Annotated in this window: 18 protein-coding genes; 11 read left to right on the forward strand and 7 right to left on the reverse strand. The window is 68.8% G+C overall.

The genetic code is table 11. The annotated features are described in order from the left end of the window. Nucleotides 1–17 precede the first annotated feature (17 nt). Both leuD and K6T84_RS11645 read left to right on the forward strand, forming a co-directional pair. Entirely contained in the window at nucleotides 18–614 is a 597-nt protein-coding gene (gene leuD / locus K6T84_RS11640; RefSeq protein WP_224861357.1) for a 3-isopropylmalate dehydratase small subunit, read from the forward strand. Between the two features lie 189 nt (nucleotides 615–803). Further along, complete coding sequence (locus tag K6T84_RS11645) at nucleotides 804–1439, forward strand: HU family DNA-binding protein (protein ID WP_329786683.1); 636 nt, start codon at nucleotides 804–806, stop codon at nucleotides 1437–1439. A gap of 51 nt (nucleotides 1440–1490) precedes the next feature. Here K6T84_RS11645 and mutT1 read toward each other — a convergent pair whose 3' ends face one another. From mutT1 to cofC, 3 genes are read right to left on the reverse strand one after another with little or no spacing between them, the layout of a single operon-like run. Then, nucleotides 1491–2423 carry an 8-oxo-(d)GTP phosphatase MutT1 gene (gene mutT1, locus K6T84_RS11650; RefSeq protein WP_304621268.1) on the reverse strand — a complete coding sequence of 311 codons (933 nt, stop codon included), beginning with the start codon at nucleotides 2421–2423 and terminating at the stop codon, nucleotides 1491–1493. Nucleotides 2424–2473: 50 nt separating this feature from the next. Beyond that, nucleotides 2474–4702, reverse strand: a complete 2229-nt coding sequence (locus K6T84_RS11655) for an RNA degradosome polyphosphate kinase (RefSeq protein ID WP_224861353.1) — start codon at nucleotides 4700–4702, stop codon at nucleotides 2474–2476. Nucleotides 4703–4734: 32 nt separating this feature from the next. After that, the gene (gene cofC, locus K6T84_RS11660; RefSeq protein ID WP_224861351.1) at nucleotides 4735–5379 is read right to left on the reverse strand and encodes a 2-phospho-L-lactate guanylyltransferase; all 645 of its coding nucleotides are present in this window, start codon (nucleotides 5377–5379) and stop codon (nucleotides 4735–4737) included. A gap of 85 nt (nucleotides 5380–5464) precedes the next feature. Between cofC and K6T84_RS11665 the strand changes: the two genes are divergently transcribed. Beyond that, on the forward strand, nucleotides 5465–6493 hold the full coding sequence (locus K6T84_RS11665; protein WP_224861349.1) for an NAD(P)H-dependent glycerol-3-phosphate dehydrogenase: 1029 nt from the start codon (nucleotides 5465–5467) through the stop codon (nucleotides 6491–6493). Between the two features lie 92 nt (nucleotides 6494–6585). Next, on the forward strand, nucleotides 6586–7704 hold the full coding sequence (locus tag K6T84_RS11670) for a D-alanine--D-alanine ligase family protein (RefSeq protein ID WP_224861347.1): 1119 nt from the start codon (nucleotides 6586–6588) through the stop codon (nucleotides 7702–7704). Here K6T84_RS11670 and K6T84_RS11675 read toward each other — a convergent pair. Then, a complete protein-coding gene (locus K6T84_RS11675; RefSeq protein ID WP_224861345.1) occupies nucleotides 7701–8264 on the reverse strand; it encodes a DUF3515 domain-containing protein in 564 nt (187 codons plus the stop codon). The two genes, K6T84_RS11670 and K6T84_RS11675, sit on opposite strands and share 4 nt — an antisense overlap. Nucleotides 8265–8324: 60 nt before the next feature. Between K6T84_RS11675 and K6T84_RS11680 the strand changes: the two genes are divergently transcribed. Together K6T84_RS11680 and K6T84_RS11685 are read left to right on the forward strand one after the other, a co-directional pair. Then, complete coding sequence (locus K6T84_RS11680; protein ID WP_255612540.1) at nucleotides 8325–9236, forward strand: thiamine-phosphate kinase; 912 nt, start codon at nucleotides 8325–8327, stop codon at nucleotides 9234–9236. 19 nt (nucleotides 9237–9255) lie between these two features. Continuing rightward, complete coding sequence (locus K6T84_RS11685) at nucleotides 9256–9936, forward strand: uracil-DNA glycosylase (protein WP_225400324.1); 681 nt, start codon at nucleotides 9256–9258, stop codon at nucleotides 9934–9936. Between the two features lie 97 nt (nucleotides 9937–10033). On the opposite strand, the gene rpmB is transcribed toward K6T84_RS11685, so the two are convergent. After that, nucleotides 10034–10225 carry a 50S ribosomal protein L28 gene (gene rpmB / locus K6T84_RS11690; protein ID WP_085266574.1) on the reverse strand — a complete coding sequence of 64 codons (192 nt, stop codon included), beginning with the start codon at nucleotides 10223–10225 and terminating at the stop codon, nucleotides 10034–10036. Nucleotides 10226–10400: 175 nt separating this feature from the next. Here rpmB and fakA point away from each other — a divergent pair, with 175 nt between their 5' ends. Genes fakA through K6T84_RS11710 form a run of 4 tightly spaced genes read left to right on the forward strand, consistent with a single transcriptional unit; the run spans nucleotide 10401 to nucleotide 15671 of the window. Continuing rightward, nucleotides 10401–12044 carry a fatty acid kinase ATP-binding subunit FakA gene (gene fakA, locus K6T84_RS11695; RefSeq protein ID WP_225402036.1) on the forward strand — a complete coding sequence of 548 codons (1644 nt, stop codon included), beginning with the start codon at nucleotides 10401–10403 and terminating at the stop codon, nucleotides 12042–12044. A gap of 2 nt (nucleotides 12045–12046) precedes the next feature. Next, nucleotides 12047–14290: an ATP-dependent DNA helicase RecG gene (gene recG / locus K6T84_RS11700; protein WP_225400323.1), complete on the forward strand. Its 2244-nt coding sequence runs from the start codon at nucleotides 12047–12049 to the stop codon at nucleotides 14288–14290. Then, complete coding sequence (locus K6T84_RS11705; RefSeq protein ID WP_224861336.1) at nucleotides 14287–15000, forward strand: HNH endonuclease family protein; 714 nt, start codon at nucleotides 14287–14289, stop codon at nucleotides 14998–15000. Before recG ends, K6T84_RS11705 begins: the two co-directional genes overlap by 4 nt. A 23-nt stretch (nucleotides 15001–15023) precedes the next feature. Continuing rightward, nucleotides 15024–15671, forward strand: coding sequence for a GNAT family N-acetyltransferase (locus tag K6T84_RS11710; RefSeq protein WP_224861334.1), 648 nt, complete (start codon nucleotides 15024–15026; stop codon nucleotides 15669–15671). A 7-nt stretch (nucleotides 15672–15678) separates the two neighbouring features. Here the strand turns inward: K6T84_RS11710 and K6T84_RS11715 are convergent, their stop codons facing one another. Beyond that, the gene (locus K6T84_RS11715; RefSeq protein WP_225400322.1) at nucleotides 15679–16518 is read right to left on the reverse strand and encodes an aldo/keto reductase; all 840 of its coding nucleotides are present in this window, start codon (nucleotides 16516–16518) and stop codon (nucleotides 15679–15681) included. A 1-nt stretch (nucleotide 16519) separates the two neighbouring features. Next, nucleotides 16520–17341 (reverse strand): aldo/keto reductase, encoded by an 822-nt coding sequence (locus tag K6T84_RS11720; RefSeq protein ID WP_408066098.1) that lies wholly within the window; start codon nucleotides 17339–17341, stop codon nucleotides 16520–16522. 22 nt (nucleotides 17342–17363) lie between these two features. Here K6T84_RS11720 and K6T84_RS11725 point away from each other — a divergent pair, with 22 nt between their 5' ends. Then, complete coding sequence (locus tag K6T84_RS11725) at nucleotides 17364–18464, forward strand: alpha/beta hydrolase (RefSeq protein ID WP_225400320.1); 1101 nt, start codon at nucleotides 17364–17366, stop codon at nucleotides 18462–18464. Nucleotides 18465–18490: the final 26 nt, after the last annotated feature.

The raw sequence follows: 18490 nt of genomic DNA on the forward strand, positions 1-18490 counted from the left end.
TTTAAAGGAGCTAAGTCATGGATGCTTTTCACACCCATACCGGGATCGGGGTGCCGCTGCGGCGGTCCAATGTCGACACCGACCAGATCATTCCGGCCGTTTACCTCAAGCGCATCACCCGGACGGGATTTGAGGACGGCCTGTTCGCGACCTGGCGCACCGATCCGTCATTTGTACTCAATACCAGTCCCTTCGACCGGGGTTCGGTACTGGTGGCCGGACCCGATTTCGGCACGGGATCGTCTCGCGAACACGCGGTGTGGGCGCTGATGGACTACGGCTTCCGGGTGGTGATCTCATCGCGGTTCGCCGACATCTTCCGGGGCAACGCGGGCAAAGCGGGGTTGCTGGCGGCCCAAGTGGCTCAAGACGACGTCGAGTTGCTCTGGAAACTCATCGAGAGTAGCCCTGGGCTGGAAATCACTGTCAATCTTCAAGATCGGAATATCACCGCCGGAACGGCGGTGGTGGCGTTCACTATTGACGACTACACCGCCTGGCGGCTGTCCGAAGGACTCGACGATATAGGTCTTACGCTGCGGAAACTGGATCAAATCGATTCCTTTGAGGCGGGCCGTCCGAACTGGAAACCGCGCACCGTTCCCGCTCCTTGACGGCGGTCACCCATAGCGAATTCGGGGAGATTCAACACCGGCCGCCAGCTCCCTAGGGCGGTAACCGGTTTGCCGCATTTGCCGATAATCTCACCTGAAATTGCGCGTGGCTCTTGGAAATCAGTGGTACCAGGGTTTACCGTGTGCTCTAGTCGGCTCAAGTAGGGCCACTGGTCTCGGAGGGATTGGATGAACAAAGCAGAGCTCATCGAGGTTCTCACAAAGGAATTGGACACCGACCGCCGGTCGGCGACCGAAGCCGTCGAGCACTTCGTCAATGCCATTGTGCGCGCCGTCCACAAGGGTGAGAGCGTCACCATCACCGGGTTCGGTGTCTTTGAACGCCGTCGCCGCGCTGCGCGCGTCGCCCGCAATCCCCGCACCGGTGAAACGGTCAAGGTGAAGCCGACGTCGGTTCCCGCCTTCCGGCCCGGCGCGCAGTTCAAGGCGATTGTGTCTGGCGCGCAGCGTGTCCCGTCGGACGGGCTGGCCGTCAAGCGCGGTGCCGGTGCCGCCGGCGGTGGCACCGCCAAGAAGGCCGCGAAGAAGGCTCCGGCCAAGAAGGCGGCTGCCAAGAAGACCGCGGCCAAGGCTCCGGCCAAGGAGGCCGCCGCCAAGAAGGTGGCCGCCAAGAAGGTCGCCGTCAAGAAGGCTCCGGCCAAGAAGGTGACCGCCAAGAAGGTCGCTACCAAGGCTCCGGTCAAGAAAGCCGCGGTCAAGAAGGCTCCGGCCAAGAAGGCCGCGGTCAAGAAGGCTCCGGCCAAGAAGGTCGCCGCCAAGAAGGCTCCGGCCAAGAAGGCCACGGCCCGAAAAGGCCGTAAGTAACAACATCACTGGCCGAGCGCCGCGGGGGATACCCTCGCGGCGCTCGGTTTTTCACACCGGTACCGGCGCCGCCAGCGGACTGCCGAGATGGTCGGCGGCGATCAGTCGACCACCGGACAGTGACAGCACCCACGTGCTGCCCTTGCGGTTACGGGACTTATCCGGGCTCACTCCGTCGCGCGCGCACCACCAGGCGATCAGATCCGGAATCACCTTGCCCTGCGTACAGATCACCGGGGTACCGCCCTGGCGGGCGATCTTGAGTACTCGGTGACGCGCGGTCTTCGGGTCGCGGGAGTAGGCCTCCTCGGTCAGCGCCGGCTCGTTGTGTACCGGCACCCCCAGTTCGGCGGCCAGCGGCTCCATCGTCTGGTGGCATCGCGTCCGATCGCCCGCGTAGACCTCGGCGGCGCCGAACGCCATCAACTGAGAGACCAGGGCCTCGGCCTGCGCCCGGCCCTTCTTGTCCAGCGGGCGCAGGGTGTCATCACCGGAGAACCGGGCCCGGCGGCCGGCACTGCCGTGCCGCACGATCAGCACCGTCTGGGTATCGGCTGGCGCCTTGGTGAACCGCCGCAAGATCTTCCGGTCGTAAGGGTACTGCAGCTCCTTCATCGCGTGCTCGGGCGAGAGCCAGACCAGATCGTCGACTTCGTGATTCGGCACGAAGTCACCGCCCAGGGCGCGCGCATTCCAGTAACACACCTTTTTCACGCCCTGCTGCACCGGATAGCTGACAGATCCCAACCGGCGCCCCAGGCAGGCGAACTGGCCGGTCTCCTCGAGGATCTCCCGTACCGCCGTCACCGGTGCGGTCTCACCGGGGTCGACTTTGCCCTTGGGCAGTGACCAGTCGTCGTAGCGGGGGCGGTGAATCAGCGCCACCTCAACGGCCTTGCGACGACGCCGCCAGAGCACAGCGCCGGCAGCGTGAACGATCCGATCCTCCGGCGCCGAGCCGTTCGACGACGAGTGGTTGGGCACCTTGCAACTCCTGCCGGTCAATTCGGGCCTGCTGGACGGCGTTTGGTGAATCAGGGGTTGCGATGCCGCTCCATCAGCGACGCCTGGTGATCACGCACCGTTGCACCTGCCCGAGGCCGGGCTGTCCACTGACCATCGGGGCCGAGCTCCCAGCAGCGAGTCGACGGATCCATGGTGGAGTCGAACACCTCGCCGAGTTGCGCGGTCAACCGCGGATTCTTCACCTGGGCCATCACTTCCACCCGCCGGTCCAGGTTGCGGTGCATCATGTCGGCGCTGCCGATCCAGTACTCGTCGAGAGCTTGGAAGTGGATGATCCGGGAGTGTTCCAGGAACTGGCCCAGAATCGAACGCACGACGATGTTCTCGGAGAACCCCTCGACTCCCGGTCGCAGCGCGCAGATCCCGCGCACCACCAACTCGACCCGGACGCCGGCCCGCGACGCCCCATAGAGTGCGTCGATCACCTGCTCGTCGACCAGCGAGTTGAGTTTGAGCCGGATCCGGCCCTTGCCCGCCCCGGCGCCGGCGCCTCGATGCGCGGCGATCTCACGGTCGATGCGTTCGATGATCCCCGCCCGGACGCCGTGCGGGGCCACCAACAGGTTGCGGTAGGCGACCTTGCGCGAATATCCGGTCAGGGAGTTGAAAAGGTCGGTGAGGTCGGCGCCGATGTCCGGGTCGGCGGTCAGCAACCCGACGTCCTCGTAGAGCCGGGCGGTTTTGCTGTTGTAGTTGCCGGTGCCGATGTGGCAGTACCGTCGGATCGCCGAGCCCTCCCGGCGCACCACCAGAGCGACCTTGCAGTGGGTCTTGAGCCCGATCAGCCCGTACACCACGTGCACGCCGGCCTTCTCCAGCTTGCGCGCCCACTTGATGTTGGCCTGCTCGTCGAACCGGGCCTTGATCTCAACGAGTGCCACCACCTGCTTGCCGGCCTCAGCGGCGTCGATCAGCGCGGTGACGATCGGTGAATCACCCGAGGTGCGGTACAGCGTCTGCTTGATCGCCAGCACGCCCGGGTCGGCGGCGGCCTGTTCGAGGAACCGCTGCACGCTGGTGGCGAACGAGTCATAGGGATGGTGCACCAGCACATCGCCCTCCCGCAGGGTGGCGAAAATGCTTTTGGGCGTTTCCCGTTCGGCGAACGCCGGGTGAGTGGCCGGCACGAAGGTGTGGTCCTTGAGGTCCGGACGGTCCTGGCCGTAGACCTGCCACAGCGCCGACAGATCCAGCAGCCCGGGCACCTCGACGACGTCGCCAGGGTCCACATCGAGTTCACGCAGCAGCAACTCCAGCATGTTCTCGGTCATGTCGTCGGCGACCTCGAGACGAACCGGTGAACCGAACCGGCGCCGCGCCAACTCGCGCTCCAGGGCCTGCAGCAGATCCTCGTCGCGGTCCTCCTCGACCTCGAAATCGGCGTTGCGGGTGATGCGGAACGCATGATGCTCGACGATCTCCATGCCGGGGAAGAGCACCGGCAGGAACGCTGCGATCAATTCCTCCATCGGCAGGAAGCGGACCTCGCGCGCCCCGTCGCCGCCGTCGGCGCGTGCCTCGAGCACGACGAAACGGTCGACGTTGTCGGGGACCTTGACCCGTGCGAAGTGGCTGCCGCCGTCCTCGGGGCGCTTGACCGTGACCGCCAGGTTCAGGCTGAGGCCGCTGACGAACGGGAACGGGTGCGCGGGATCGACCGCCAACGGCGTCAGGACCGGAAACACCTGCTCGGTGAAGTACGTCGACAGTTGGTCGCGTTCGGCCGGCAGCAGGTCGGCCCAGGTGACGATGTGGATGCCCTCGGCGGCCAGCGCCGGGCGCACCGAATCCAGGAACACCCGGGCATGGCTGGTGGCGATCTGCTGGGTCTGCTCGCCGATCCGGCGCAGTTGTTCGCGCGGGGTCAGCCCGTCGGCCGAGCGCACTGACAGGCCCATCTCGTCACGGCGTTTGAGCCCGGCGACCCGGACCATGTAGAACTCGTCGAGGTTCGAGGCGAAGATCGCCAGGAACTTGGCCCGCTCCAACAACGGCAGCGACGTGTCGGCGGCCAGGGCCAGCACGCGGGCGTTGAAGTCCAGCCAGCTCAGTTCGCGGTTGAGGTAGCGATGCGCGGGCAGTTCGTCGTCGGCTTCGGCCGGTTGGGTGGCGGCGGCCGGGGTGGCCGCGGGAGGTGCCGCAGGGGCGACGTCACTGGGATGCCAGTCGACCTCGTCGATGCTGGGCTCGGCGAGTCTGCCGGCTTCGATTTCGTCCACTCCGAAATCATGGCGCATCGGCGATCCTGCCGCTACCGGGTCCATTCGGACTAATGGCGAGCCAACGCACGTGAAGTCGCGGGCCCGACGCCGAGCTGCCGGGCAACCGCCAGGTCATCGGGGGTGTCGATGTCGCAGCGCAGTCCGGGCCAGGCCCCGGTCAGTTCCAGCGCACCCGATTCCCGGTGTCGCGTAGATGAATTCCTGCCGAACATCGGGTGCAGCGGGGCGCCGAACGCGAACAGCGCCGCGGTGCCCATTCCGTGCCGGTCGGAAACGAAACTGCGCGGGTGGGCCCGCGCCGCGTTGATCGCCTCGTCGAGTTCATACGTTTGCAGTGCCGGCAGATCACCCTGCAAGACAACGATATTCGGAACCGAGGAAGCCACCGCTCGTTCGGCGATGGCCAGTGCGTTGTTCAGCGGATCGGCGTGACCGTCCGGAGTCGGATCGGCCAGCACCTCAGCGCCCAGCTCGGCGGCGGCTGCAGCGGCGGCCTCATCGGGGGTGACCACGGTGATGTGCGCCAGCCCGCGGGCGTGAAGTGCCGCGCTGATGGTGTCGACCAGCATGGCCAAGACCACGGCCTCGCGCTGCGGTGCCGGAAATGCCGGCGCCAGCCTGGTCTTGGCAACGCCGAGTTGCTTGACGGCGATGATCAGGCCGATACCGGTTTCCTCGGCCACAGAGTTCACAACTCACATCCTGCCAGCGTCGGGTTCGGCGGCTGGAGTGTCCGCACCGAGTTAGGGTGATGCGCCTAGAGGGAGGTGGTGCGAAATGGTCGGGACCGAGGGCACCGTCGCGGTGATGGGGGCCGGAGCGTGGGGTACCGCCCTGGCCAAGGTGCTCGCCGATGCGGGCAGTGACGTCAGGCTGTGGGCACGCCGGTCCGACATCGCCGCGCAGATCAACGAGACTCGCCGGAACCCGGACTATCTGCCGGGTTTCGTGGTGCCCGATCGGGTGCGTGCCACCACTGACGCGGCCGAGGCGCTCGACGGGCTGACCACCGTGGTGCTGGCCGTGCCGGCACAGACCATGCGGACCAATCTCGAGGGGTGGACGCCGCAGGTGGCCGACGGCGCCACCCTGGTCAGCGTCGCCAAGGGCATCGAACTGGGCACCCTGATGCGGATGAGCCAGGTGATCGCCGCGGTGACCGGGGTCGACACCAGCCAGGTCGCGGTGGTGTCGGGCCCCAACCTGGCAGCCGAGATCGCCGCCGAGCAGCCCGCCGCAACCGTGGTCGCCTGCACCGACTCCGGCCGCGCGGTGGCACTGCAGCGGATGCTCAACACCGGATACTTCCGGCCGTACACCAACGCCGATGTGATCGGCACCGAGATCGGTGGTGCGTGCAAGAACGTCATCGCACTGGCCTGCGGGATGGCCGCCGGGGTGGGCCTGGGGGAGAACACGGCGGCGGCGATCATCACCCGCGGCCTGGCCGAGATCATCCGCCTGGGTGTCGCACTCGGCGCCAAGGGCGCCACGCTGGCCGGACTGGCCGGGGTGGGCGATCTGGTGGCCACCTGCACGTCGCCGCACTCGCGTAACCGATCGTTCGGCCAACGGCTCGGTCGCGGCGAGGTCATGCCCCCGGCTCCGGGAGCGACCGGGCTGGCCAGTACCGCAGACGGTCACGTGGTCGAAGGCGTGACATCGTGTCAGTCGGTGCTGGCGCTGGCGTCGAGCTATGACGTGGAGATGCCGCTGACCGACGCTGTGCACCGGGTCTGCCACAAGGGCTCGTCGGTCAACGAGGCGGTGGCGCGCCTGCTGGGGCGCAGCACCAAGCCGGAGTAAGCGGGCGCGGCGGGCCGGCCGGACCTGATGGGGCGGTCCAGCTGCGCCTCTCCTTCGTCGAGCCTTGCTGACCGGCCGGTACCCTCTGGCGTGTGAATTCCCACGAACGCATCCGGGTGGCCGTAGTGTTCGGCGGCCGCAGCAGCGAGCACGCCATCTCCTGCGTGTCGGCGGGCAGCATCCTGCGCAACCTGGACCCGGCCCGTTTCGAGGCCATCACGGTGGGCATCACCCCGGAAGGCGCCTGGGTGCTCACCGACGGCGATCCCGCCGCGCTGGCGATCAACGACCGGCAGTTGCCGGCGGTCACCAATGCCTCCGGAGCCGAGCTGGCGCTGCCGGCCGATCCGCAACGGGCCGGCCAGCTCATCGCGCTGCCGGCCGGGACGCCGGGGCCCACCGCGGTGCTGGGCTCGGTGGACGTGGTGTTCCCGGTGCTGCACGGACCCTACGGCGAGGACGGCACGGTGCAGGGGCTGCTGGAGCTGGCAGGGGTGCCCTACGTGGGTGCCGGAGTGCTGGCCAGTGCCGCCGGGATGGACAAGGAGTTCACCAAGAAGCTGCTGGCCGCCGAGGGCCTGCCGATCGGCCCCTACGCCGTGCTGCGGCCCGGGCAGTCGACGCTGTCGACCGCCGACCAGCAGCGGCTGGGGTTGCCGCTGTTCGTCAAACCGGCACGCGGCGGGTCATCGATCGGGGTGAGCCGGGTGGCCGATCTCGCCGATCTGCCGGCCGCGATCGCCGAGGCGCGCCGGCACGACCCGAAGGTGATCGTCGAGGCCGCGATCATCGGCCGCGAACTCGAGTGCGGTGTGCTCGAATTCCCCGACGGCACGGTGGCGGCGAGCACGGTGGGGGAGATCCGGGTGGCCGGCGTGCGGGATCGCGACGACACGTTCTACGACTTCGCCACCAAGTACCTCGATGACGCCGCCGAGCTCGACGTGCCCGCCAAGATCGATGACGATACCGCAGAGGAGCTGCGGCACTTGGCTATTCGGGCGTTTGCGGCGCTGGACGGGCAAGGCCTGGCCCGGGTCGACTTCTTCCTCACCGACGACGGCCCGGTGATCAACGAGATCAACACCATGCCCGGGTTCACCACCATCTCGATGTACCCGCGGATGTGGGCGGCCAGTGGTGTCGACTACCCGACGCTGTTGGCGACCATGGTCGACACCGCGTTGGCGCGCGGCGTGGGCCTGCGTTAGCGCGCCGGCCCCGGCTTGATCGGCACCGCGGGCACCGAAGCGGCGATCAGATCCGACAGCTCCTGGATCGGTGCCGGACCCGATCCCGGCGGCAGCGTCAACGCCAGATACACCGGTCGATCGACGGTGTACCAGGTGGCGCGGTCACCTTCGCGGACCTCGAACCACTGCACCGCGTCGACGACCTGGATCGGTGAGCCGACCACGAAGTCGGCCGGCCGGTCCAGCCCGCAGCGCAACACCACCGACCGGCCACCGCCGGCCGTCCAGGCCGCCGCGCCCGCCGGTGCCGGCTCCAAGAGTTCGGCACGGGAAAAGTCGCCGAGCTGCGGCGGCAGGCCGTCCAGCACGGAGCGGCAGGCCGCGCCTTCGGCGTGCGGGGCGGGCACCGTGGCCAGCGGGATCGGCCCGGTGGGTGGTTCGCCGGACTGGCGCGCCGCCGCATACGCCAGCGCGGCACCCACCGCGACCACGGCCACCACCAGCGCGGCGATCAGCACGGCGCGCGGTGGCCCGTCGGTCTCCGGATTGCTCAAGGCCTGCGTTCCCTTCGGTCGCATCTAAACTCGGTGGCTGTGCGCGGTAACGAGCCCACGCTGGGTCAGCTTGGTGAGTTTCCCATGATCGACCGGCTGGTGTCCGGCCGCCGCCAGCCCACCACCACCGAGTTGGGTCCCGGTGACGACGCAGCGGTGGTGCGCTGCGCCGACGGACGCGCCGTCATCTCCACCGACATGCTCGTCGAGGGCCGGCATTTCCGGCTGGACTGGTCGACCCCGCACGACATCGGCCGCAAGGCGATCGCGCAGAACGCCGCCGATATCGAGGCGATGGGTGCGCGTCCCACCGCGTTCGTCGTCGCTTTCGGCGCCCCGGCGCACACCCCGGCCGGCGACGCCGCCGCACTGGCCGACGGGATGTGGGCCGAAGCCGGTCGGCTGGGCGCGGGCGTGGTCGGCGGTGACCTGGTGCAGGCCGATTCCTGGGTGGTCTCGGTGACGGTGCTCGGGGATCTGGCCGGCCGGGCGCCGGTGCTGCGGTCCGGGGCGCGGGCCGGGTCAACGGTGGCGGTCACCGGTGAGCTGGGACGTTCGTCGGCCGGATATGAGCTGTGGCGCAATGACATCGGTGGCTTCGACGAACTGCGGCGGCGTCATCTGGCCCCGGCGCCGCCCTACGGGCAGGGGGCGATCGCCGCGGCCGCGGGTGCGCAGGCCATGACCGACGTCTCCGACGGCCTGATCGCCGATCTGGGGCACCTGGCCGTCGCGTCGGCGGTGACCATCGACGTGTCCACCGCGGGGCTGGCCGACGATCACCGGGCACTGGCCGCGGCCGGCGCCGCAGCCGGTGCGGACCCGTGGTCATGGGTGCTGGGCGGGGGAGAAGACCATGCGCTGGTGGCGGTGTTCCCCGCCGCGGTGCCCGATGGCTGGCGGGTGATCGGGCGGGTGACCGACGGGCCGGGGCGGGTGCTGGTCGACGGGACCGCGTGGGGCGGCGCCACCGGTTGGCAGTCGTTCCACGGCTGAGCCGCTAGGCTCAGCGGCGATGACCGCACGCCCGCTCAACGAACTCGTCGAAGAGGGCTGGGCCGCGGCCCTGGCTCCGGTAGCCGATCAGGTCGCCGTCATGGGGAAGTTCCTCCGTGAGGAGATCGCCGCGGGCCGGGGCTATCTGCCCGAGGGGCAGAACGTGCTGCGCGCCTTCACGTTTCCGTTTGATGCGGTCCGGGTGTTGATCGTGGGCCAGGACCCGTATCCGACCCCAGGACACGCCATGGGGCTGAGTTTCTCGGTGGCGCCGGACGTGCGTCCGCTGCCGCGCAGCCTGGACAACATCTTCCGCGAATACGCCCAGGACCTCGGGCATCCGGCGCCGGCGTGCGGTGACCTGAGCCCGTGGGCGAAGAGTGGCGTGATGATGCTCAACAGGGTGCTGACCGTGCAACCCGGCAAGCCCGCCGCGCACCGCGGTAAGGGTTGGGAGGCCGTCACCGAGTGCGCGATCCGGGCGCTGGTGGCCCGGCCGCAGCCGCTGGTGGCGATCCTGTGGGGTCGTGACGCGGGGACGCTCAAGCCGATGCTGAACGAGAACTGCCGCACGATCGAATCACCGCATCCATCGCCGCTGTCGGCGTCGCGGGGGTTCTTCGGGTCGCGGCCGTTCAGCCGCGCCAACGAACTGCTGGGGCGGCTGGGTGCCGAGCCGATCGACTGGCGGCTGGATTAATCGTCAATCGAGCGTGCGCAGCGGTACCGTCGCGCCCGGCGTGTCGCGGACAGACACGCACGCTGAGCCCGAGGGAAGACCCGAGGGAAGAACGGTCCTAGCCGCGGGTGACCTTGCCGGCCTTGATGCACGAGGTGCAGGCGTTGAGGCGCTGCTTGTTGCCACCGGGACGGGCGGCGTGCACGACCTGGATGTTCGGGTCCCACCGACGGCTGGTCCGACGGTGCGAGTGGGACACCGACTTGCCGAAGCCCGGGCCCTTTCCGCAGATATCGCACACGGCAGCCATATGTGACACTCCTCAAAACTCTTGCTTGAGGGCCAACGACCGAAAGTGGGTGGCCCGACAACCTGATCAGGATACCCGCCGGGCCGCGCAACAACCAAAACGCCCTACTCGGGCCCGTCGGCGGCAGTGATTAGGCTGGCGGCACCGGAGGTGCCGGCAGGAAGGTTGGGTGGCGGTGGGCAACCTCGATCGTCGGCTGGACGCGGCCGCCCTGCGGGACTGGGCGCACACGGCCGTCGGCGACCTGATCACCCACACCGACGAGATCAACCAGCTCAACGTCTTCCCGGTCGCCGACTCCGACACCGGCACGAACATGCTGTTCACCATGCGTTCGGCCCTGGCCGAGGCCAACACTGTGGCCGCCGCCGGCGAGGTGTCCCGAGTCGCGGCCGCCCTGTCGTCGGGGGCGCTGCACGGGGCGCGCGGCAACTCCGGGGTGATCCTGTCGCAGATTCTGCGCGGCCTGGCCGACGTGACCGCCCCGGACAACCGTGACACCGCCGTCACCGCCATCGATGCCGTGCTGCTCGGCGCCGGGCTGCGGCACGGGGTCGAGCTGGTGGTCGCCTCGATGGGTGGCCGGGAGGTGCCGGGCACCATCGTGTCGGTGTTGGCCGCCGCCGCCGCGGCCGCCGACCGTACCGCGGCCGACGGGCTGGGCGTGGCGATCACCGCTGCCACCGACGCCGCCGCCGACGCGCTGGACAAGACCACCGAACAGCTCGATGTGCTCGCCGACGCCGGGGTGGTCGACGCGGGCGGCCGCGGCCTGCTGGTGCTGCTCGACGCGCTGCGCTCCACGATCACCGGTCAAGCCCCGGTGCGGCCGGTCTATCAGGCGTCGCCGCGGCCCCGCACACCGGCGGCCTGCACGGAACAACCCGCACCGCAGTTCGAGGTGATGTACCTGCTCGGCGATTGCGCGCCCGAAGACACCGAGATGCTGCGGGAACGGCTGTGCCAGCTCGGTGAATCGGTGGCGATCGCTACGTCTGGGGTGGTCGGCGGGTATTCGGTGCACGTGCACACCGATGACGCCGGGGCCGCGGTCGAGGCCGGCCTGGAGTTCGGCCGGCCGCGGCGCATCCAGGTCTCGGCGCTGGCCGGCGCCACCGGGCCGCCGCCGGGCAGCTGGGCTCGCGAACGTGCGGTGCTGGCCGTCGTCGACGGCGACGGGGCCGAGGGATTGTTCGAGTCCGAGGGCGCCTGCGTGCTGCGGCCCGACCCGCACACTGCCGATCCGGCCATGATGATCACCGCTCAGCAGCTGCTGCGGGCCGTGGTGGACACCGGGGCGGCCCAGGTGATGCTGCTGCCCAACGGCTACGTCGCCGCCGAGGAACTGGTGGCCGGCTGCACCGCGGCCATCGGCTGGGGAATCGACGTGGTGCCGGTCCCGACCGGGTCGATGGTGCAGGGCCTGTCCGCGCTGGCGGTGCACGATCAGGGCCGCCCGGTGGTGGACGACGGTTACACGATGGCCCGCGCGGCGGGCACCACCCGGCACGGTTCGGTGCGGGTGGCCACCGAGCAGGCGCTGACCTGGGCCGGCACCTGCCGCCCCGGTGACGGATTGGGCATCGCCGGTGACGAGGTGCTGATCGTGGCTCGCGATGTCGCCTCGGCCGCCATCGGCCTGATCGATCTGCTGCTGGCGGCCGGCGGCGACCTGGTGACGGTGCTGTTCGGAGCGGGCTTCGACGGCGAGCTTGTCGATGTGTTGACCAAGCACGTGCACGATGAGCACCCCGGCATCGAACTGGCGGTCTACTTCACCGGGCATCGGGGGGACGCACTGCTGATCGGGGTCGAGTAGCGATGGTGACGCTGCGCGATCGACTGGATTTCATCCTGGGCTCCGAGGCCGCCGACAAGCTCGACGATGCGTTCGGCATCCGTACCGTCGGCGACCTGTTGGGGCACTACCCGCGCAGCTACGTCGAGGGGACCGGGGTGCGCGGCGCATCCGACAGCCGTCCCGTCGAAGGCGACCACATCACCATCGTCGACACCATCGAGACCGCACAGCTGGTGGAGATGCAGCGCCGCAAGGGAAAATTCCTCGCCGTCACCGTCGGCACCGGCCGCAATAAGGTCAGTGCGACGTTCTTCAACCCCAAAGGCCTGCGCTGGCGGCTGACCAAGGGCACCCGGGTGATGCTGTCCGGCGAGGTGAAGCTGTATCGGGGCGCCATCCAGCTCACCCATCCGGACTTCCTGGTGCTCAAGGAAGCCGACGGTGGGGAACAGCAACGCAATTTTGGCAGTGACTCGCTGCGCAACATCGCCGATGCCTCCCAGAAGATCAGCGGCGAAGTACTGCAGTCGGAGTTCGAGCGCAGCTGTTATCCGATCTATCCGGCGACCGCCAAACTGCAGAGCTGGGAGATCTTCAACTGCGTGCGCCAGGTGCTCGATGTCCTTGAGCCGGTACCCGATCCGCTGCCGGCCGTGGTGCGCACCGAGCGCGGGCTGATCGGCGAGGACGAAGCGCTACGGGCGATCCATCTGTCGGAGAGCGCGGCCGAACGCGACCGAGCGCGCGATCGGCTGGCCGTCGACGAGGCCTTCGGCCTGCAGTGGGCGCTGGCGATGCGGCGCAACTCCGAACTGTCGGAGTCCGGCCCGCCGGCCGTCGCGCGCACCGACGGCCTGGCGGCGGAGATGCTGGGCCGGTTGCCCTTTGAGCTGACCGCCGGGCAACGTGAGGTGCTCGGTGTGCTGGGCACCGAGCTGGCGGCGTCCCGCCCGATGAACCGGCTGCTGCAGGGGGAGGTGGGCTCCGGCAAGACGGTCGTTGCGCTGCTGGCCATGTTGCAGATGGTCGATGCCGGCTATCAGTGCGCGCTGCTGGCGCCCACCGAAGTCCTTGCCGCCCAACATGCCCGGTCGATACGCGACATGCTGGGCCCGCTCGCGCTCGCCGGTCAGCTCGGCGGTACCGACCACGCCACCGGGGTGGCGCTGCTCACCGGGTCGATGTCGGCGGCCGCCAAGAAACTCACCCGGGCCGAGATCGCCGGCGGCCGAGCCGGCATCGTCGTCGGCACCCACGCCCTGCTGGTCGACGCGGTCGAATTCGACAACCTGGGCCTGGTGGTCGTCGACGAACAGCACCGGTTCGGCGTCGAGCAGCGAGATCAGTTGCGCGCCAAGGCCCCGGCGGGTATCACACCGCACCTCTTGGTGATGACGGCGACTCCCATCCCGCGGACCGTCGCGCTGACCGTCTACGGCGACCTGGAGACCTCCACGCTGCGTGAGCTGCCGCGCGGCCGCAGGCCGATCGCCAGCTCGGTGATCTACGCCAAGGAGAAACCGGTCTGGCTGGGCCGGGCGTTGGCGCGGGTGCGCGACGAGGTGGCGGCCGGGCGGCAGGCCTACGTGGTGGCGCCGCGCATCGACGAGGCCGACGAGGTGCCCAAGCCCGACGCGGCCGTCGAGGGCGGCCAGGCCGAGGGCGGCCGAACCTCGGAGACCGCGGTGGGACTGTTCGACAAGCTGCGGGCCGGGCCGTTGTCGGGGCTGCGGCTGGGCTTGATGCACGGCCGGCTCACCGGCGACGAGAAGGATGCGGTGATGACGGCGTTCCGTACCGGCACGGTCGACGTGCTGGTCTGCACCACGGTCATCGAAGTCGGCGTCGACGTACCCAACGCCACCGTCATGCTGATCTCCGACGCCGACTGGTTCGGCATCAGCCAGCTGCACCAGCTGCGTGGCAGGATCGGCCGGGGCGAACACGCCAGCCTCTGCGTGCTGGTGACCTCCAGCCGGCAGGGCTCCAAAGCCGGAAGGCGACTGGAGGCGGTCGCGGCGACCCTGGACGGGTTCGCCCTGGCCGACTTGGATCTGCGAGAACGCGGCGAGGGAGATGTTTTGGGGCGTAACCAGTCCGGATGGCGAGGAGGTTTGAAGCTGCTGTCGGTGGCCGACCACGGCGAGGTGATCGAGGCGGCGAGGTCCTTCTGTACCCACGCCTGGGACATCGATCCCACCGATCCCGGACTGGCTGCGCTGGCAGCACCTTTCACCGACATCGAATACCTGGACAAGGCATGACGAACCGCAAGGCCCTGGTGTGGCTGGCCGTTGCCGCGGTGCTGGCCGTGATCGTGGCGTACCAGACCGTGTCGGCGGTGGTCAGGAGCAACCACACCGCCGCCGCGATGGCCGGCATGCCCACCGTGGCAGCCGGCACCGACGTGCTGGCCGGGATCACCGTGGTTCCGGTCCGCACGCACCGCTTCGACTACCGGCGCTCGGTGTTCGGCGATGCCTGGGACGACGACAACGACGCGCCGGGCGGGCACAACGGCTGCGACACCCGCGACGACATCCTCAACAGGGACCTCGTCGACATCACCCACGTCTGGACCAAGCGCTGCCCCGAGGCGGTGGCCACCGGCACCCTGCACGACCCCTACACCAATGCCACGGTCTCCTTCACCCGCGGCGCCAAAATCGGTGAGGCAGTACAGATCGACCACATCGTCCCGTTGTCCTACGCCTGGGATATGGGCGCTTCGGCATGGCCGTATCGCCAGCGGTTGCGCTTCGCCAACGACCCGGCCAACCTGCTGGCGGTCGCCGGGCAGGGCAACCAGGACAAAGGAGACGCCGGGCCCGGACAGTGGATGCCGCCGAATAAATCATTCGCGTGCCAGTACGCCGTCGCCTACATTGCCGTCGTGCGGGGCTACGGGTTACGTCTCGATCAGCCGTCGGCCGAGGAGCTGCGCCGGGCCTCGGCGACATGTCCGACGGGATAGCTGCCCGACCGAACGGGGAATGCATGGCGATCGACCACTGGACCACCACGCCGACCCTGCGCGGTGAACGGGTGCTGCTGCGCCCGACCGTGCTCGCCGACGTCGACGGCCTGGCACGGGCCTACGACGTCGAGACCACCCGGTATTTCCTCTACGGCAGCCAATCCGGCCCGCCCACCGAAGAATCCGTGGCCGAAGCACTGGGTTTGAGCAGCGGTCCCAGCTTCGCCTCTCCTTCGTCGAGGCTCGCTGAACCGCTGGCATCCGGCCGGCAGGTGCTGACCCAGATCGAGATCGGAACCGGCGAGATCGTCGGGACCACGTCGATCTACAACATGAGCGAGGTGCACCGCCGGGTGACCGTCGGCTACACCTGGTTGACCTCCCGGGTCCGCGGGTCGGCGATCAACTCCGAATCCAAACTGCTGCTGTTCGACCACTGCTTCGAGCGCCTCGGTGCGGTTCGGGTGGAACTCAATGTGGACGAGAAGAACGAGCGTTCCCGGCGTGCGGTGCAAGCCATCGGGGCGACCGAGGAGGGTGCGCTGCGCCGCCATGCCCGCCGCGCCGACGGCTCGTGGCGGACCACGATGGTCTACTCCGTGATCGACCAGGAGTGGCCGCAGGTACGGGCCCGGCTGGTGGAGCGGATCAACCGCCGAACCCGCTGAGCGCCGATCAGATACCGGTGTAAGTCAGCGGGTCCTCACGCACCCGGGTGCCGTCGTTGAGCCCGTTGAGGGTGCTCATGTGCTCGTCGGCGAGTTCGAACCCGAACACGTCCAGGTTGGAGGCGATGCGCTCCGGGGAGGCCGAGCGGGGGATAACCGAGTTGCCCAACTGCAGGCTCCACCGGATCAGCACCTGCGCCGGTGTCTTGCCGTACTCGCCGGCGATTGCGGTGACGGTCGGGTGGTCGAGCAACCGGCCCACCGCGAGCGGGCTGTAAGCCTGCGTGACGATCCCGCGCTCGGCGTGGAAGGCCCGCAGCTCGGCCTGGTTGAGCAGCGGGTGCAGCTCGATCTGGTTGACCGACGGGGTCTCGAAGGCCAGGTCGGTGACGTCGCTGAGGTGCTCCGCGGTGAAGTTGCACACCCCGATCGAGCGGGCCCAGCCCAGTTCCTTGGCCTGGATCAGCCCGCCGAAGCTGTCGACGTAGAGGCCCAGCGCCGGAGCCGGCCAATGGATCAGATACAGGTCCACGTAGTCCATGCCGAGCCGCTCCAGGCTGGACTGGCAGGCCGCGATGGCGGCGTCGACGCCGTGGTCGGCGTTGGCCAGCTTGGTGGTGATGAACAGTTCGTCACGCGGGACGCCCGACGCGGCGACGGCCCGGCCCACGGCCTCCTCGTTGCCGTACACCTTGGCGGTGTCGATCAGCCGGCACCCCGCTTCAAGTGCGGCCGAGACCGACCGCTCGGTCTCGGCCTCCGAGAGCTCGGCCACCCCGATGCCCAGAGTCGGCATCGTGTGCTCGTCGTTGAGGGCGACGGAGGGGATCGAAGTACCCGGCGTCATCTCACCTACCTGTGTAATCGAACGTGCGTGGATCCGGTCCCAATCGGGTGCCGTCGTCGAGCGAGGATATCGCGGCCATCTCGGCATTGCCGAGTTCGAAGTCGAAGACGTCGAAGTTACTCACGATGCGCTCAGGGCTGACTGATTTCGGAATCACGATATTACCCAGCTGAAGATGCCAGCGGATCAGCACCTGCGCCGATGTCCTGCCGCAACGCTGCGCGACCTCGGTCACCGTCGGGTTCTCCAGCAGTGCGCCCTGCCCCAGCGGCGCCCACGCCTCGGTGGCGATGCCCAACCGGGCGTGCACTTCCCGCAATTCGGCCTGGCTGAAGCGGGGGTGCAGTTCGACCTGGTTGACCACGGGCACGATGCCGGTCCCGTCGATCAGCGTTTGGAGATGTTCGGGTGCGAAATTGCTGACCCCGATCGAGCGGATCCGGCCCTGATCGCGCAGGTGGGCCAGCGCCCGGAAGGTGTCGACGAATTTGCCGCTCGCCGGCAGCGGCCAGTGGATGAGGTAGAGATCCAGGTAGTCCAGGCCCAGGCGCGCCATGCTCTTGTCGAACGCCGCCAGCGCCGTGTCGTAGCCCTGATCGGCGTTCCACACCTTGGTCACCACGGAGATCTCCTCGCGTGGCACCCCGCTGGAACGCACCGCGGCGCCGACCTCACGCTCATTGCCGTATATCGCCGCTGTGTCGATGTGGCGGTACCCGGCGGCCAGTGCCGTGGCGACCGCCTGCTCGGCGTCGGCGGCCGGAATTTGGAAAACCCCGAAACCCAGGCGGGGTAGCGAATTACCGTCGTTGAGCGTGACCATGCGCAAATCATTTCGAGCAGTCATGTCAGGCAGTCTGCCAGGCGACTCGGGTCCCGCTCCGCGGTGGACTCACCGGCTCAAGAGCACCGCCATGAATGTCGGGATGAAGGCGATGCCGTGGCTGCCGATCGGAGTGCAGCGGCTGATGACCGGCGTGCGGTCGGTGACCGTCGACGGCAACACCTTGGATCCCACGCTGCAGCTGACCCTGGTCGCGCAGCGCGCCATGGGTGTCAACGGCCTCGTCGTCGGCGACGACGTAGCGGCCTCGCGGGCCCAATTGGGTGAGTTGGCCGTCGGGCTGGGCGGCGGTGGCATCCGCGGCGTCGAGGTGCGCGACATCACACTGCCCGGCCCGGCCGGTGAGATCGCCGCCCGGCACTACCGGCCGGCCGGCGGCGGCGCCAAGGCACTGCTGGTCTTCTACCACGGCGGCGGGTTCGTACTCGGTGACCTCGAGAGCCACGATGCGGTGTGCCGGCTCACCTGTCGGGACGCTGACGTCGTGGTGCTGTCGATCGACTACCGGCTGGCGCCTGAGCATCCTGCACCCGCGGCGGTCGACGACGCCTACGCGGCGTTTCGCTGGGCCTACGACCACGCCGAGCAGCTGGGCGGCCTGCCCGGACAGGTGGCGGTGGGCGGGGACAGTGCCGGCGGCAACCTGGCCGCCGCGGTGGCGTTGCTGGCACGCGACGACGCCGGCCCGGCGCCGATTCTGCAGTGGCTGCTCTACCCAGTGACCGACTGCACCGCAGTAACCCGCTCGCGCACCCTGTTCGGCGAAGGTTTCCTGCTGACCAAGCACGACATCGACTGGTTCACCGCCCAATATCTCGACGGCTCACAGGTGGATCCGACCGACTCTCTGGTGTCACCGTTGCTGGCCGGCGACTTGTCCGGACTGCCGCCCGCGCTGGTTGCGGTCGCCGGATTCGATCCGCTGCACGACGAAGGAAAACAGTTCGCGACGGCGCTGCGTGAGGCCGGGGTTGAGGTCGACCTGCGCCAGATGAGGTCGATGACGCACGCTTTCATGAACCTGTTCCCGCTCGGCGGTGGCAGCGCGGCGGCAACCGCCGAGCTCATCTCGGCGTTGCGGGCACACCTCAGCCGCAGCTGAGACCTCTGGCACGCGCCGGTAGGCTG

Origin of the sequence: Mycobacterium zoologicum, from assembly GCF_020181635.2 — a bacterium.
Lineage (GTDB): Bacteria > Actinomycetota > Actinomycetes > Mycobacteriales > Mycobacteriaceae > Mycobacterium > Mycobacterium zoologicum.